General features: G+C 37.7%; 13 protein-coding genes and 5 tRNA genes. 9 read left to right on the top strand and 9 right to left on the bottom strand.

What is annotated here, in order from left to right:
• Nucleotides 1-141: 141 nt before the first annotated feature.
• The gene (gene zipA, locus ACXPAV_RS01585) at nt 142-1,224 is read left to right on the top strand and encodes a cell division protein ZipA (protein ID WP_458003804.1); all 1,083 of its coding nucleotides are present in this window, start codon (nt 142-144) and stop codon (nt 1,222-1,224) included.
• 94 nt (nt 1,225-1,318) lie between these two features.
• Here the strand turns inward: zipA and ACXPAV_RS01590 are convergent, their stop codons facing one another.
• The 4 genes from ACXPAV_RS01590 to tyrS form a co-directional block, all read right to left on the bottom strand.
• On the bottom strand, nt 1,319-2,242 hold the full coding sequence (locus ACXPAV_RS01590) for an IS256 family transposase, variant Zn-binding type (RefSeq protein WP_458004378.1): 924 nt from the start codon (nt 2,240-2,242) through the stop codon (nt 1,319-1,321).
• Nucleotides 2,243-2,406: 164 nt separating this feature from the next.
• Nucleotides 2,407-3,120, bottom strand: a complete 714-nt coding sequence (gene arcA, locus ACXPAV_RS01595) for a two-component system response regulator ArcA (protein WP_039085918.1) — start codon at nt 3,118-3,120, stop codon at nt 2,407-2,409.
• Nucleotides 3,121-3,322: 202 nt separating this feature from the next.
• Nucleotides 3,323-4,912, bottom strand: coding sequence for a peptide chain release factor 3 (prfC, locus tag ACXPAV_RS01600; RefSeq protein WP_458003805.1), 1,590 nt, complete (start codon nt 4,910-4,912; stop codon nt 3,323-3,325).
• A gap of 91 nt (nt 4,913-5,003) precedes the next feature.
• Entirely contained in the window at nt 5,004-6,191 is a 1,188-nt protein-coding gene (gene tyrS / locus ACXPAV_RS01605) for a tyrosine--tRNA ligase (RefSeq protein WP_458003806.1), read from the bottom strand.
• A gap of 440 nt (nt 6,192-6,631) precedes the next feature.
• Here tyrS and pntA point away from each other — a divergent pair, with 440 nt between their 5' ends.
• From pntA to ACXPAV_RS01625, 4 genes are all read left to right on the top strand, one after another.
• Nucleotides 6,632-8,164, top strand: a complete 1,533-nt coding sequence (gene pntA / locus ACXPAV_RS01610; RefSeq protein ID WP_458003807.1) for a Re/Si-specific NAD(P)(+) transhydrogenase subunit alpha — start codon at nt 6,632-6,634, stop codon at nt 8,162-8,164.
• Nucleotides 8,165-8,174: 10 nt separating this feature from the next.
• Nucleotides 8,175-9,548 carry a Re/Si-specific NAD(P)(+) transhydrogenase subunit beta gene (pntB, locus tag ACXPAV_RS01615; protein WP_039173677.1) on the top strand — a complete coding sequence of 458 codons (1,374 nt, stop codon included), beginning with the start codon at nt 8,175-8,177 and terminating at the stop codon, nt 9,546-9,548.
• A gap of 239 nt (nt 9,549-9,787) precedes the next feature.
• Nucleotides 9,788-10,615: a 2,3,4,5-tetrahydropyridine-2,6-dicarboxylate N-succinyltransferase gene (dapD, locus tag ACXPAV_RS01620; protein WP_458003808.1), complete on the top strand. Its 828-nt coding sequence runs from the start codon at nt 9,788-9,790 to the stop codon at nt 10,613-10,615.
• 105 nt (nt 10,616-10,720) lie between these two features.
• Nucleotides 10,721-11,401: a hypothetical protein gene (locus ACXPAV_RS01625; RefSeq protein WP_458003809.1), complete on the top strand. Its 681-nt coding sequence runs from the start codon at nt 10,721-10,723 to the stop codon at nt 11,399-11,401.
• Nucleotides 11,402-11,845: 444 nt separating this feature from the next.
• Here ACXPAV_RS01625 and ACXPAV_RS01630 read toward each other — a convergent pair.
• The 5 genes from ACXPAV_RS01630 to ACXPAV_RS01650 all read right to left on the bottom strand — a co-directional run bounded on the left by ACXPAV_RS01630 (nt 11,846) and on the right by ACXPAV_RS01650 (nt 12,280).
• Nucleotides 11,846-11,932 (bottom strand) — tRNA-Leu (locus tag ACXPAV_RS01630).
• 16 nt (nt 11,933-11,948) lie between these two features.
• Nucleotides 11,949-12,022, bottom strand: a tRNA-Cys gene (locus ACXPAV_RS01635).
• A 6-nt stretch (nt 12,023-12,028) separates the two neighbouring features.
• Nucleotides 12,029-12,104: transfer RNA gene (locus tag ACXPAV_RS01640), tRNA-Gly, on the bottom strand.
• A gap of 11 nt (nt 12,105-12,115) precedes the next feature.
• Nucleotides 12,116-12,202 (bottom strand) — tRNA-Leu (locus ACXPAV_RS01645).
• A 2-nt stretch (nt 12,203-12,204) separates the two neighbouring features.
• Nucleotides 12,205-12,280, bottom strand: a tRNA-Gly gene (locus tag ACXPAV_RS01650).
• 265 nt (nt 12,281-12,545) lie between these two features.
• On the opposite strand from ACXPAV_RS01650, the gene ACXPAV_RS01655 reads away from it, so the two are divergent.
• The 4 genes from ACXPAV_RS01655 (at nt 12,546) to holB (ending at nt 16,427) form a co-directional block, all read left to right on the top strand.
• A complete protein-coding gene (locus ACXPAV_RS01655) occupies nt 12,546-13,661 on the top strand; it encodes a methionine biosynthesis PLP-dependent protein (RefSeq protein WP_458003810.1) in 1,116 nt (371 codons plus the stop codon).
• Nucleotides 13,662-13,771: 110 nt separating this feature from the next.
• Nucleotides 13,772-14,821, top strand: coding sequence for an endolytic transglycosylase MltG (gene mltG / locus ACXPAV_RS01660; RefSeq protein WP_458003811.1), 1,050 nt, complete (start codon nt 13,772-13,774; stop codon nt 14,819-14,821).
• Nucleotides 14,818-15,450, top strand: coding sequence for a dTMP kinase (tmk, locus tag ACXPAV_RS01665; RefSeq protein ID WP_039173666.1), 633 nt, complete (start codon nt 14,818-14,820; stop codon nt 15,448-15,450). Before mltG ends, tmk begins: the two co-directional genes overlap by 4 nt.
• Complete coding sequence (holB, locus tag ACXPAV_RS01670) at nt 15,429-16,427, top strand: DNA polymerase III subunit delta' (RefSeq protein ID WP_458003812.1); 999 nt, start codon at nt 15,429-15,431, stop codon at nt 16,425-16,427. Before tmk ends, holB begins: the two co-directional genes overlap by 22 nt.
• The last annotated feature ends 2 nt before the right edge of the window (nt 16,428-16,429 follow it).

The raw sequence follows: 16,429 nt of genomic DNA on the forward strand, positions 1-16,429 counted from the left end.
ACGGATTTTTGATCTTAGCGATAACTTTACAGAATGTCTATGTAGGTTTTTGCAAACAAGAAGGAAAAAATATGGTAAGCTAATAGGCGTTTACGCTACAATAATCAACGTTTTAGCCATAAATAAATTGGGTGAGTTACAATGGATTTACAGCAAATTTTAATTCTGCTTGGAGTGCTTGCATTAGGTGTTCTAATCGGGCACGGAGTTTGGTCTAGCCGTCGTGAAAAAGCGCAGTTTGTAAAATCTGCCCAGCAATTTGAGCGTCAGCATCGTCCCCCACAATCACCACAACAAGCACAAGCTTCGGTTTATGGTCAAGATGTACAAACATCTCATAACGCTTATTCCCCAAATGCAGCCCCAGTAACTCGGCAATCTCAGCAAACAAATTATGGAATGGTGAAAGAGCCGATGCAACAATCGGTTGATACAGTTCAGCCTATGACTCAACCTTCTCCGTATCAAACCCAATTACCGTTGGATGAACAGGAAACTATAACACCGAATTATGAAGAAAGAACAGCAAGAAGTGTTGAAAGTATTAAAATTACTTTGCCTAATTCAACGACATCAAATCATCTCAATAATACTGAAACTGTAAAAATGAATGCATCTGTGCAGAATACAGTTTCTTATGAAGCACCAAAAGAAACAGTGTCCGAGTCGATTTCTCAAGTGGAAGTGAGAGCGGCATATCAACAACAGCAGGAAAATGCTGTGCAGGCAGAGCCGAATCAACCTCAGCAACGAGTTGTTACTGAAGAGCAGAGCAGTGTAATTGCAAATGAACCACCTCAGAAAAAACCTGATTTTATTATGTTGTATGTGGTTGCACCAGAAAATCGTCAATTTTATGGTGTCCACATTCAGGAGATTTTAGATGAACTTGGTTTTATTTTTGGTGAATATAATATTTATCATCGCCATTTAGATGTGAACAGCGTGAAAAGTAAAGTTATTTTCAGTGTGGCAAATATGGTACAGCCAGGAACATTTGACCCTAATAATATGGAGAATTTTTCTACTATTGGCTTAACATTATTTATGCGGTTACCGTCACCAGCGAACGATATTGTAAACTTTAAAATGTTATGTAGAGCAGCGGAAACGCTAGCGGAAAAATTGAATGGTTTTGTGTTAAATGATAAACGTGAACTTTTTGATGATAACAGCCGTGATTACTACTTGCAGATATTAGGTTCACCTGATAATTCTCAATAGTAAAGTATTAGGCATAGTAGACAAAATTGTTGCTGATCTATCAAAAACTATGCCATGTGGACAATTTTGTTGCTAATATTTATTTTTCAAAATATTAGCAACTCTTTTTATTTAAAAAATCCTTTATAAACATAATCTTATGCTGTTTTGTTAAGCCATTATGATTATTTAATTGACGTTTTAGATGTTTAAATAATCCTTCAATCCTATTTGTCGTCTTTTCAATATTTATTTCAGTATACTTTTCAAAAGAGAATAAATAATTCATATACCATTTTAAACTGGCATAAGCGCCTCTTATGTTTCGATGTTTATATGGGAAATAGCCTTTTTCATTCGCTTTTTCACTTCGTTCTTTTAAAAAAATCTCGTGCTTTAAATACCATGTATGTAAGCGAAGATAAAATTCATTTTTTGTGCTTTCTGTTATTGTTTTAGTGATAATTTTTAATTCCTTACCTGATGATGATTGATGTTTTTTTCTTAATTTTCTCATTACAATAGCTATCATATGAAATTGACACATCTGTACCAGAGTATTAAAAAGATCTTTCATTAATCCTCTTCTCCCATCACAAGTAATAGATTGAATTATATAGCCTTTTTCTCTTAGTCGATTTAATGCTAATTTGTAATAAATATCCTTTTCTGTTCGTATAAAGTGATAACAAACTACCTTATTTGTTTTTGAATCCATCAGCACTAAAACACCAAAATAGCGACCAAAAAAGGTGGTATCCATAATAATGTTCAGGTATCGATTTTGAGGTAATTTTAAGGGTGTTTTGGGGGATTTATCTATATATCTTTGAATGGTTCTAACGGAACAATGATATTTAATTGCAAGTTGTTGATAAGTTTGTTTTCCACAAGTGTAATCAGACCAAATTTTTATTGGATCTAATTTCTTTTTGAACGTAAATGTTTTATGGCATTGGTGACAAAAATAACGTTGAAAATTATTTAATTTGCCATGTTTCTTTATTTCTGCACTTTGGCAAAATGGGCAGTTTTTTATTCATATTTCAAAAAGAGGGCTTAAAGCCTTGTACTATAAGGCTTTAAGCCACTTTTTAGCAACAATTTTGTCTACTATGCCAAGTATTAGAAACATTGGATATAAAAATAGCACCATAACATAAGGTGCTATTTTTTGCTGGTTTGTTCATTAAGGTTTTGTGATTAAACAGGCTCTAAATCTCCGCAGAAGCGATAGCCTTCACCGTGGATAGTCGCAATAATTTCTGGTGTATCCGGATGTTCTTCAAAATGCTTACGAATACGGCGAATTGTGACATCAACAGTTCTGTCATTAGGCTTCAAATCACGTCCGGTCATTTTTTTCAGTAAATCATCTCGAGTTTGAATTTTTCCAGGATTTTCACAGAAGTGGAGCATTGCACGGAATTCACTGCGTGGCAGTTTTTGTGCTACCCCCTCAGGATTAATCAAGGTACGGCTATTGATATCTAATGTCCAACCGTTAAATTGATATTTTTCAATATGCTTTTGGTTATTAGCGTTTTTATCCTGCATTGTACGTTGTAACAAATTACGAGTGCGGATTGTTAACTCTCTTGGATTAAAGGGTTTTGTGATGTAATCATCTGCACCAATTTCTAAACCAAGAATACGATCTACTTCATTGTCACGACCAGTCAAAAACATTAATGCGATATTGTTTTGTTCACGCAATTCACGTGCTAGTAATAAACCATTTTTACCCGGAAGATTGATATCCATAATGACTAAGTTTATTTTTTGTGCAGAAAGTTGTTGGTTCATCTGAGCACCATCAACAGCTTCAAAAACCCGATAGCCTTCTGCTTCAAAAATATTTTTAAGCGTGTTACGCGTCACCGCTTCATCTTCGACAATCAGAATTTTAGGTGTCATAGCTATATCCTTAAAAATCAAATTTAATAAATTATTCATCAAATCAAAAATTGCCCAATATTTTAACGATACGAACACATTGCGACAATAATAAATGTTAAATTTGTTACATTATAGGGAAATTTTATGATCTAAGTCAGAAGATTGAACAATAATTTTTCCTTAGTATTTCAAAAGAGAAATACTAAGGAAGAAAGGGAAATTAATGTTCTCTTGTTTTAAAGAATACAACATCTGGATAACGTTCTTGAGTAAGATTTAAATTCACCATTGTTGGTGCAATATAGGTTAAGTTATCGCCACCATCTAAGGCTAAATGTTGCTCATTTTTGCTTTTAAACTCTTCAAATTTTTTATTATCTGAACATTCTACCCACCGGGCAGTTGCTACATTGACCGTTTCATAAATAGCCTCTACGTTATATTCCGTTTTTAATCTTGCTACCACTACGTCAAATTGCAAAATACCCACAGCACCCACGATTAAATCATTGTTAATCAATGGGCGAAAAACCTGAACAGCTCCTTCTTCGGAAAGTTGAACCAGTCCTTTCAGTAGCTGTTTCTGTTTTAGCGGATCTTTCAGACGAATACGGCGGAACAACTCTGGCGCAAAGTTTGGAATACCGGTGAACTTCAATTCTTCACCTTGGGTAAAGGTGTCACCGATTTGGATTGTACCGTGATTATGTAAGCCAATTATGTCACCAGCATAACTCTCTTCTACGTGACTACGATCACCAGCCATAAAGGTTAACGCATCAGCGATGACGACATCTTTGCCGATACGGATATGACGGAGTTTCATTCCTTTTTCATATTTACCGGAAACAATTCGCAAAAAGGCTACACGATCGCGATGTTTTGGATCCATATTGGCTTGAATTTTGAATACAAAGCCGGAAAAGTTTTCTTCGGTAGCTTTCACAGTGCGTACATCAGTTTGGCGAGGTTGTGGGGCTGGAGCCCATTGTGTTAATCCATCTAGCATATGATCCACCCCAAAATTACCAAGTGCAGTCCCGAAAAATACCGGTGTTAATTGGCCTTTAAGGAAAGCATTCAAATCGAACTCATTGCTTGCCCCTTGAATCAATTCCAACTCATCACGTAACTGCTGTGCTAAATCGTCACCGACAGCTTGATCCAACTCCGGATTATTTAAGCCTTTGATAATTCGAACTTCCTGAATAGTGTGCCCTTGACCAGTTTGGTATAAATAGGTTTCATCTTTATAAAGATGATATACCCCTTTGAACAATTTACCGCAACCAATTGGCCAAGTGATGGGGGCGCAATTAATTTTCAGAACATTTTCCACTTCGTCCAATAACTCCATTGGATCACGAATATCGCGGTCGAGTTTATTCATAAATGTAAGAATTGGCGTATCTCGTAAACGAGTGACTTCCATTAGTTTAATAGTGCGTTCCTCAACCCCTTTCGCTGCATCAATAACCATTAAACAGCTATCGACAGCGGTTAATGTACGGTAAGTATCTTCCGAGAAGTCTTCGTGCCCCGGTGTATCCAATAAATTCACCAAACAGTCATTATATGGAAACTGCATTACGGAGGTGGTAATGGAAATTCCACGTTGTTTTTCCATTTCCATCCAGTCGGATTTTGCGTGTTGATTAGAACCTCGACCTTTTACCGTACCAGCGGTTTTGATGGCTTGCCCATAAAGTAAAACTTTTTCTGTGATTGTGGTTTTCCCAGCATCTGGGTGAGAAATAATCGCAAAGGTTCTGCGTTTATTGACTTCTTCTAAGAATGTTTGATTTGTCATAAAGTAAATATGTTGTTGAAATAAAAGAGCTATTCAAAAAATGACTTCCCCCTCAAAGAGAGAGAAGAGGAAGTCGAACTATTAATAAAAATTATTTAATCGTGATTTTGGCAAATTTACGCTTACCCACTTGGTAAACAGCAGTAGAAGCAGAAATAATAAGTTTGCTATCTTCTACTTTTTCGCCATCAATTTTCACACCACCCTGTTTAATCATACGTAATGCTTCTGAGGTAGAAGAAACTAAATCTGCTGCTTTTAATAGGTTGGCAATCGGCATATCACCTTCAAAGGAAAATTCAGGCATTTCATCCGGCATTGCACCTTTTTGGAATCGTTCAATGAAGGTTTGCTCCGCTGCATCCGCTGCCGCTTTATCGTGGAAACGTTCGATTAACTCTTTCGCTAATAAGATTTTTACATCACGTGGGTTACGCCCATTTGCAACATCTTGTTTTAACTGAGCAATTTCGTCTAATGAACGGAAAGAGAGTAGATCATACCAACGCCACATCAATTCATCGGAAATTGACATTACTTTTCCAAACATATCATTAGGTGTTTCGGAAACTCCAATATAATTACCTAAAGATTTTGACATTTTTTTCTCACCGTCAAGCCCTTCTAAAAGAGGGAGAGTGATTGCCACTTGTGGTTTTAAGCCACGTGCTTTTTGTAGTTCACGACCAACCAATAAATTGAATTTTTGGTCAGTTCCTCCAAGTTCAACATCTGCTTCTAAAGCAACGGAATCATAACCTTGTAATAAAGGGTAGATAAATTCGTGGATTGCGATAGATTGATGATTGGAAAAACGTTTTTTGAAGTCATCGCGTTCCAACATACGTGCAACGGTATATTGAGAAGCTAAGCGAATCATTCCTTCTGTACCAAGCTCACTCAACCAAGAAGAGTTGAATACAACGTGGGTTTTTTCCGGATCCAAAATTTTATAAATTTGTTGTTTATAGGTTTCCGCATTGCGTAATACATCTTCACGCGTAAGTGGTGGACGGGTTGTATTCTTACCGGAAGGGTCGCCGACCATACCGGTAAAATCACCGATTAAGAAATAAACTTCGTGACCTAATTGTTGGAATTGTCGTAATTTATTCAATACGACAGTGTGGCCGAGGTGGATGTCTGGTGCCGTTGGATCTGCGCCAAGTTTAATTTTTAATGGACGATTTTCCTTAAGCTTTTCAATAAGATCTTCTTCTGAAAGTACTTCATCTACGCCGCGCTTTAATTCCGCGAGAACTTGATTTATATTTGTCATAATAGTCCCTAAAAAATAAATAAAAATAACGACTTTTCCATTATAAAGGTTATTTATTAAATAGAAAGCATACAAGAAGAAATAGCTGTGCTTTAGGCAAAAAAAAGCCTCTTTTTGTGGGTAAAAGAGGCAAAGTGTTGGAGTGATTATCAAAATTTATGATTTAAATATAAATGAAAATAATTCTCAACAAAAGAGGAATTACAAATATTTACATTTGCAATGAATAATAGAACGAAATCAGGTTGTTAATGAGTTATCAAAATGATGTAACTTATTGTTCAGCTATCTGAAAAATTGCTTTTTTTATTAAAAAATTGCCCTTTTTTCTTAATTTAGTGATACAGTTAATCGACTTGATCTTAGATAGATTAGGATCAATTTATGGGAGGATAAGCATTTATCCTGATGAATAATGAGCTGATTTTTAAGGAATAATTATGCTAATTGGTGTACCTAAGGAGCTGCTCGATAAAGAATGTCGTGTGGCGGCAACGCCTAAAACCGTCCAACAGCTTAAAAAGCTCGGTTTTGATGTGATTATTGAGCAAAATGCCGGTTTTAAAGCAAGTTTTGAAGATCACGCTTTTGCTGAAGCAGGAGCGAAGATCGGGAAAGCCGATGATGTTTGGCAAGCAGACATCATTTTAAAAGTTAATCCACCAACAGACGATGAAATTGCAAAGATTAAAGAAGGTGCAACGCTAATTAGCTTTATTTGGCCTGCACAACATCCTGATTTAATGAAAAAATTGTCTAGCAAAAAAATTAATGTGCTAGCAATGGATGCAGTGCCGCGTATTTCTCGTGCACAATCATTGGATGCATTGAGTTCAATGGCAAATATCGCTGGTTATCGTGCGGTTGTGGAGGCTGCGCACGAGTTTGGTAGTTTCTTTACTGGTCAAATCACAGCCGCAGGTAAAGTGCCACCGGCAAAAGTATTGGTTATCGGTGCCGGCGTTGCCGGATTGGCAGCAATCGGAGCGGCTAATAGCCTTGGTGCAATCGTTCGTGCATTTGACTCTCGTCCTGAAGTAAAAGAACAGGTTGAAAGTATGGGAGCCTCTTTCCTTGAAATTAATTATCAGGAAGAGGGAGGCAGTGGTGATGGTTATGCCAAAGTGATGTCAGAAGAGTTTAACCGTCGTGCAATGACACTTTATGCGGAACAGGCTAAAGAAGTTGATATTATCATTACTACAGCATTGATTCCAGGCAAACCTGCGCCACGCTTGATTACAAAAGAGATGGTTGAAAGTATGAAACCAGGTAGTGTGATTGTCGATTTGGCGGCGGCTACCGGCGGTAACTGTGAACTTTCTAAAGCGGATGAAGTGGTTATTACAGAAAATCAAGTCAAAATTATCGGTTATACCGATTTACCAAGTCGTTTGCCAACCCAATCCTCTCAGCTTTATGGCACTAACTTAGTTAATTTATTGAAACTCTTGTGCAAAGAGAAAAACGGCATCATCAATATTGATTTTGAAGATGTAGTTCAACGTGGCGTTACCGTTATTCGTGATGGTGAAATCACGTGGCCGGCACCTCCAATAAAAGTTTCTGCACAACCGCAAAAACCGAAAGTGGCAGTGAAAGAAGAAAAAACAGAGGAAAAAACGGCAAATCCGGCACGTAAATGGGGATTATTGATTACTGCTATCGTTCTATATATGTGTGTGGCTTCGGTTGCTCCGGCAGCATTTTTATCTCATTTTACAGTATTCGTGCTTTCTTGTGTTGTTGGTTACTATGTGGTGTGGAATGTCAGTCATGCCTTGCATACTCCATTAATGGCGGTAACTAATGCAATTTCCGGTATTATTATCGTTGGGGCGTTGTTACAAATCGGGCACGGACATTTTATTGTCAGTCTATTAGCGTTTATCGCGATTTTGGTTGCAAGCATTAATATCTTTGGTGGCTTCAAAGTAACACAAAGAATGTTGGCAATGTTCAGAAAAGGTTAAGGAGTCAATAATGTCTGAAAGTTTTGTGCATGCAGCCTATATCATTGCTGCAGTATTGTTTATTATGAGTTTGGCTGGGTTGTCTAAACACGAAACTGCGAAAGCTGGTTGTTGGTACGGTATTATCGGGATGACAATTGCGCTATTTACAACAGTATTCGGCCCACATACTCACGGACAATTTTGGATCATCATTGCGATGATTATTGGCGCTATACTCGGTATTCGTAAAGCATTAAAAGTTGAAATGACAGAAATGCCGGAGTTAGTTGCGTTATTGCATAGCTTTGTTGGTTTAGCGGCAGTACTTGTTGGCTTTAATAGTTATTTATCTCACGAACTAACCGATCCAACGCTAGAAAATATTCATAATATTGAAGTTTTCCTAGGCGTCTTTATCGGAGCGGTAACTTTTACCGGTTCTATCGTTGCATTTGGTAAATTACGTGGAATCATCAAATCTAAAGCATTGATGTTGCCACATCGTCATAAATTAAACTTGCTTGCATTAATTGTTTCTTTCCTTTTAATGCTCTGCTTCTTGAATGAACCTGCATTGTTACCATTGATATTAATGACTATCATTGCATTGGTGTTTGGTTGGCATTTAGTTGCTTCAATTGGCGGTGCAGATATGCCAGTTGTGGTTTCAATGTTGAACTCCTACTCTGGATGGGCAGCGGCGGCGGCAGGCTTTATGCTAAATAATGATTTACTGATTGTTACCGGGGCATTAGTTGGTTCTTCAGGGGCAATTCTTTCTTACATTATGTGTAAGGCGATGAATCGTTCATTTATCAGTGTTATTGCTGGCGGTTTTGGTAATGATGTTGTTGCGAAAAGCGATGAAGAACAGGGCGAATATCGTGAAGTGAAAGCGGAAGAAGTGGCGGAAATGTTGAAAAATGCGAGTTCCGTTATCATCACTCCAGGATATGGAATGGCAGTAGCGCAAGCGCAATATCCGGTGGCGGATATTACCCAAAAATTGCGTGAAAAAGGTATTAATGTCCGCTTCGGTATTCATCCGGTTGCAGGTCGTTTGCCTGGTCATATGAATGTATTATTAGCGGAAGCTAAAGTGCCTTATGACATTGTATTGGAAATGGATGAAATCAATGATGATTTTGCTGATACCGATGTTGTATTGGTTATTGGGGCAAATGATACAGTAAACCCAGCCGCACAGGATGATCCTAGCAGCCCAATCGCAGGTATGCCGGTATTGGAAGTGTGGAAAGCTCAAAATGTTGTGGTGTTTAAACGTTCAATGAATACTGGCTATGCAGGTGTACAAAATCCACTATTCTTTAAAGAAAATACGCAGATGTTGTTTGGTGATGCGAAGGAGAGTGTGGATAATATCCTTAAAGCATTAAATTAGTTTAAATATTAATAAATCAAAGGGTTACTGAAATGGTAACCCTTTTTTATTTTGTCGTTTTTGTCTGGATTATGTAAATAAGATAAAGGAACAATGGTGATTTATTCTTTATTAAATTTAGAAATCGGATATTTTCTAAAGTCTATTTAATAAACAAGTGATTTTAGAAATATCTTTTGCTTAACGGCAAAATATGATAAAACTAGCCTTCTTTTTTGGAATTATTGATAGGGAAAACTATGTCAAATTTACAACAAATTATTGAAGAAGCGTTTGAAAGACGTGCTGAAATTACGCCAACTACAGTGGATGCAGTAACAAGAGCCGCAGTAGAAGAGGTTATCCAAGATCTTGATAAAGGTAAACGTCGTGTTGCTGAAAAAGTGAATGGTGAGTGGGTGGTTAATCAGTGGTTAAAGAAAGCTGTGTTACTCTCTTTCCGTATTAATGATAATCAGATTGTTGATGGTGCTGAAACAAAATACTACGATAAAGTACCGATGAAATTTGCGAATTATGATGAAGAACGTTTTAAACAGGAAGGTTTCCGAGTTGTTCCTCCGGCAGCAGTACGTCAAGGTGCATTTATTGCTAAAAATACGGTATTGATGCCGTCTTACGTCAATATCGGCGCTTATGTAGATGAAGGAACAATGGTTGATACTTGGGCAACAGTTGGTTCTTGTGCACAAATTGGTAAAAATGTTCATTTATCCGGTGGTGTTGGAATCGGTGGTGTATTGGAACCATTGCAGGCAAATCCAACTATTATTGAAGATAACTGCTTTATTGGTGCAAGATCTGAAATTGTGGAGGGTGTAATTGTCGAAGAAGGTTCTGTCATTTCGATGGGGGTGTTTATTGGTCAAAGTACCAAAATTTATGATCGTGAAACCGGTGAGATCCATTATGGTCGTGTGCCAGCAGGTTCGGTTGTAGTTTCTGGTAGTTTGCCGAGCAAAGATGGCTCACATAGCTTATATTGTGCAGTAATTGTGAAGAAGGTTGATGAAAAGACACGTGGAAAAGTAGGAATCAATGAATTATTAAGAACAATTGATGAGTAATGCTCTAAAAATTGTTGTCTAGTAGAAAGTCGCTTGTAAAAAGCAGGCTTATTTTTAATAAATCCTAATGGATTACCCTGTAATTAACTCAAGAAGGAATTGGTAATGAAAAAAACACTATTAGCTACATTAGTCTTAAGTGCCTCTTTGGCTTTAACAGGTTGTTTTGATAAAGATACTAAAGAATCTGCGGCTAATGTTGCTACAAAAGCTGTGGAAGATGTAAAACAAGCTGCAAATGATGTTAAAGAAGCTGTAAATGATGCAAAAGATGCAGCAACAGCGAAAGTTGAAGAAGCAAAAGAGGCTACAGCAGAAAAAGTAGATGCGACTAAAGAAGCTGTAATTGATGCGAAAGATGCAGCAGCAGCGAAAGTTGAAGAAGCAAAACAGGCCACAGCAGAAAAAGTAGATGCGACTAAAGAAGCTGTAATTGATGTAAAAGATGCAGCAGCAGAGAAAGTTGAGGAAGCAAAACAGGCTACAGCAGAAAAAGTAGATGCGACTAAAGAAGCTGTAATTGATGCAAAAGATGCAGCGGCAGCGAAAGTTGAAGAAGCAAAACAGGCTACAGCAGAAAAAGTAGATGCGGTTAAAGAAGCTGTAATTGATGCAAAAGATGCAGCGGCAGTGAAAGTTGAAGAAGCAAAACAGGCTACAGCAGAAAAAGTAGATGCAGCTAAAGAAGCTGTAATTGATGCGAAAGATGCAGCGGCAGCGAAAGTTGAAGATGCTGCAAAAGCAGTAGCTGATAAGGCTGCAGAATTAAAAAGCGAAAATAAATAATATACACTGACTGTCGTTAGTTTTTATTGATGAAAAGCTGATATCCGAATGAATATCAGCTTTTTCTTTTTGTAACAGTTGGTGAAATAAAGATATTATTTGTTATTCTTGTAGTGAAACAGATCACGTTAAAATGATCTTAACTGAAATTTTTCAGTAAATTACAGCAGTTTTCAGTTTGGCAAAATGAAAAATAAAGTAAATTTTCAGCTATCGCTATGATGAATAAAGAAAAAGGGCGATTTTACGTGGAAAATTGGTGAAAAAATGATAAATGTGACATCTATTTTTGTCACAACAGCCACCAAAACAGCCACCAAAAAAATAGCTATTTTTTCGAGAAAAAATTTTGGTTTTACAGCCACCAAACAGCCACCAAGAGAAAAATTAATAAAGTAACGTTATAAATGGAAAATATAAGATATTGATTTGAAAGGATATAAATGGTGCCCGGGGCGAGACTTGAACTCGCACAGCTCGAAAGCCGAGGGATTTTAAATCCCTTGTGTCTACCGATTCCACCACCCGGGCGAATATTTATGTTTTATGGAGGCGTGTCCCGGAATCGAACCGAGCTCCACGGATTTGCAATCCGGTGCATAACCTCTCTGCTAACACGCCATTTATTGGAGCGGGAAACGAGGCTCGAACTCGCGACCCCGACCTTGGCAAGGTCGTGCTCTACCAACTGAGCTATTCCCGCTTATTATTAAATGGTGCCCGGGGCGAGACTTGAACTCGCACAGCTCGAAAGCCGAGGGATTTTAAATCCCTTGTGTCTACCGATTCCACCACCCGGGCATTGGAGCGGGAAACGAGGCTCGAACTCGCGACCCCGACCTTGGCAAGGTCGTGCTCTACCAACTGAGCTATTCCCGCTTAGATTAATTATGCTAACAGCATCGCTAATCAACGAGGCGCATTTTACGGAATTGAATTTTTTTGTCAAACGATTATTTTTAATTTCTTGTCTGATTGATGAAAAAAGAAACTTATTAATTAAGGATTAAAAATTAATGCCGTTTTTTTACCCATAAATGTGAATAATTTGATGATTTACATAGAATCCCTTTTCTGTCATAGCTGTTTATGCAAGAATGATGAGTTTGATATAAAAATATTTTAAATTTTGTTAGGAATCATTATGGCACAACAATCAATAGACACCTTATTAGTACAGCTTGGTAATCGTACTGATGCTACAACCGGCGCTGTTGCAACCCCGATTCATCTTTCAACTGCATTTGGTCATACCGATATTAAAGGCATTGCCAAAGATAATTTCGACTATATCAGAACTAAAAATCCGACTCGCCAAGTATTGGAAGATGGTATTGCACGTTTAGAGCAAGGCGATCGTGGTTTTGCCTGTTCATCAGGTATGGCGGCTATTCAACTGATTATGAGCCTGTTTACCAGCCCGGATGAGTGGATTATTTCTAGTGATGTTTATGGTGGTACGTATCGTTTATTGGATTTTTGTTACAAAAATAATCACGGAGTTAAACCGGTTTACGTTAATACAGCCTCTTTGGAAGCAATCGAAGCGGCAATTACATCAAATACAAAAGCGATTTTTGTGGAAACACCATCCAATCCATTGATGGAAGAGTGCGATGTTTCCGCCATTGCTAAATTGGCAAAAGCACATAATTTGTTACTGATTGTGGATAACACTTTTTTAACACCTGTATTGTTTAGACCGATTGAGCACGGCGCGGATATTGTTATTCACAGTGCAACTAAATATATCGCTGGGCATAATGATGTGTTGGCTGGGTTGATTGTAGCAAAAGGGCAAGAGCTTTGTGATCGCCTATATTATATGCAGAATGGTGCTGGTGCTGTGTTGGCTCCATTTGATTGTTATTTAACCATTAGGGGGTTAAAAACACTATCGTTACGTGTTGAGCGCCACCAACAAAATGCGAGACAAATCTCGGCATTTTTAAATGATTTGGATGATGTTACCGATGTGCTTTATCCGAATAAAGGCGGAATGCTATCTTTCCGCTTGCGTGAAGAAAAATGGGTAGTGCCGTTTTTGAAAGCATTAAAATTAATTACTTTTGCTGAGAGTTTGGGCGGTACAGAAAGTTTTATTACTTATCCGGCAACACAAACGCATATGGATATTCCTGAAGAGGAGAGAGTTGTGCGTGGCGTGTGCAACCGCTTATTACGTTTTTCAGTTGGTCTAGAGAATATTGAAGATATTAAATCGGATATTCTACAAGCGTTACAGGCAGCAAAAAAATAGATTCTCAATAGCACATCTTAGCGTGTGCTATTTTTTAAATGTTCTCTTGGTCTTATTCAAAATGATTTTATGCTAAACTTAGCTCCTTTTTAAAAGCATTATTTAGTCGAATGAAAAAATTTCTTATCTTTTTATTGGTTTTAATCATTAGTGTAGCTGTAGCGGCAACATTGATTTATCGTCATCTCACTCAGTTATTGACATTACCGATTTCACATCAGCCGGAGCAGTTATTAACGATTGAGAAAGGGACGAGTAGTAAGCAATTTTCCGAATTGTTATTGCAGCAAGGTTTGATCGACAAAAAGATTTGGGGTTTGCCTTATCTATTTAAGCTACATCCGGAATATACTTTGAAAGCCGGTACATTTTCTCTTAAGAATATCAATAATCTTGAGCAATTATTGTCATTGATACACAGTGGAAAAGAGGTTCAATTTTCTTTAACGTTACCGGAAGGAACGACATTTCAACAGTGGAAAGCAGCTTTGGCAGCAGCTCCGTATCTTCAACACAATTTAAAAGATAAGAATGAAGCTGAAATTTATCAGCTTTTGGGCTTGCCGAAAGAGGCAGTGAAAGTAGGTAAACTTGAAGGTTGGCTTTATCCTGACACCTATTATTACACTGCAAATTCAACCGATCTTGCTCTGTTAAAACGCGCTGCAGATAAAATGCAAAAAACATTGCAACAGGCGTGGGAACAACGAGATAAATCATTGCCGTTAAAATCAGAATATGAGCTGTTAATTTTAGCTTCAATTATTGAAAAAGAGAGTTCTATTGTGTCGGAACGTCCACAAATCGCCTCTGTTTTTGTAAATAGATTAAAACGAGGTATTAAATTGCAGACTGATCCGACCGTGATTTACGGAATGGGCGAACATTATCAAGGCAATATCCGTAAGCAGGATTTGAATGCAACAACGCCATATAATACCTATGTTATTGATGGTTTACCGCCTACACCGATTGCAATGCCGGATAAATCATCGTTGGAAGCAGCGGCAAATCCGGCGGATACAGATTATCTCTATTTTGTTGCTGACGGTAGTGGCGGACACAAATTTAGTCGTTCATTAAATGAACATAATCGTGCGGTACAGCAATATTTACGTTGGTATCGAAATTGGAAAGCGCAGAAAGGAAATAAAGAATGATAGCAAAATTTATCGTACTGGAAGGTTTGGAGGGTGCGGGAAAAACCAGTGCAAGAGAGACCGTAGTGGCTGTACTGAAAGAACTAGGTATAAAGGAGTTCGTATTTACGCGTGAACCGGGTGGCACACCACTGGCGGAGAAATTACGTCAATTAATCAAGCAGGGCGAAGGTGATGAAGTTATTACCGATAAAGCAGAATTATTGATGCTTTATGCTGCTCGAGTTCAATTGGTGGAAAATGTGATTAAACCAGCATTGGAACAAGGTAAATGGGTCATTGGTGATCGACACGATTTATCATCACAAGCCTATCAAGGTGGTGGACGTGGTTTGGACATTAATTTGTTGATGACCTTAAAAAAAGCGGTACTAGGTGATTTTACACCAGATTTAACGCTCTATTTGGATGTTGAGCCTGAAATCGGATTAGCAAGAGCGCGTAGCCGAGGTGAGTTGGATCGTATTGAACAGCAGCAGATAGATTTTTTCCAACGTACTCGTCAACGCTATTTGCAACTGGTTAATGATGATGAGAAGAGTATTACTATTAATGCCAATTTAGATTTTTCAAAGGTAAATGAACAACTTAGAAAAGCAATTACACAATGGTTTCAACAACAAAAATAGTGGATTTACCTTGGGTATTTCCGATTTATCAACAAATTATACAAGCATTTTTAGCTGGTTACGGACATCACGCACTGTTAATTCGCAGTGCCGATAATAATGGAGCTGAGCAATTTTGTTTTGCCTTAGCTCAATGGTTGTTGTGTGAAGATAAACAACCACAAGAAGCTTGTGGGCATTGTCGTCAATGTCAACTTTTTTTGCATCATTCTCATCCCGATTTTTATTTTATTCATAGTGAAGAAGGCAAAAAAATCAGCGTTGATACGATTCGTGAAGTGGCGGATAAGCTATCTCGTCGCAGTCAACAGCAAACATCAAAAGTGGTTTATTTACAAGGAATAGAACAGCTTACGGAAGCTGCTGCTAACGCATTGTTGAAAACATTAGAAGAGCCGACAGAAGATTGCTATTTTATTTTGCAAACTAATGTTGAACATCGTGTATTGGCAACGATTCAGAGTCGTTGTCAGCAATGGGCATTGCCATTACCGACAATGCAACAAGGAATAGATTGGTTGCAACAGCAAGGTTTTTCCGATCTTGAACAAATGAAAACAGCTTTGTTGATGAATTATCAACGTCCATTCGCTGCTAAAATCAGTTTAGAAAAAGGGGAAATTGCGCAACGACTCGCTTTTTTACGACAATTTTGGAAATTTTATCGCAATAAAAATTTACTTATATTGTTGCCCTATTTTGAAACAGAACAATCAGTTACACAGCTTAATTGGCTAGAAGCTTTTTTGTTGGATGCTTTGAAATGTAGTTTGCATATTGATCAAAATTGGTTATGTCGGGATTTGCAATCTGGGATTATCGCATTTGCGCAAGCAGTACCGACATTGAAAATTTATCGTGCATTGCTAATTGTTCGGCAAATGCGCGCAGATTTAATGTCGATTAATGGTGTAAATCAGGAACTGATTATTACAGATGGATTAATTAAAATGATAGAACAGGTATTTGAAGGTTAAAA

It is taken from the genome of Gallibacterium sp. ZY190522, from assembly GCF_054166015.1.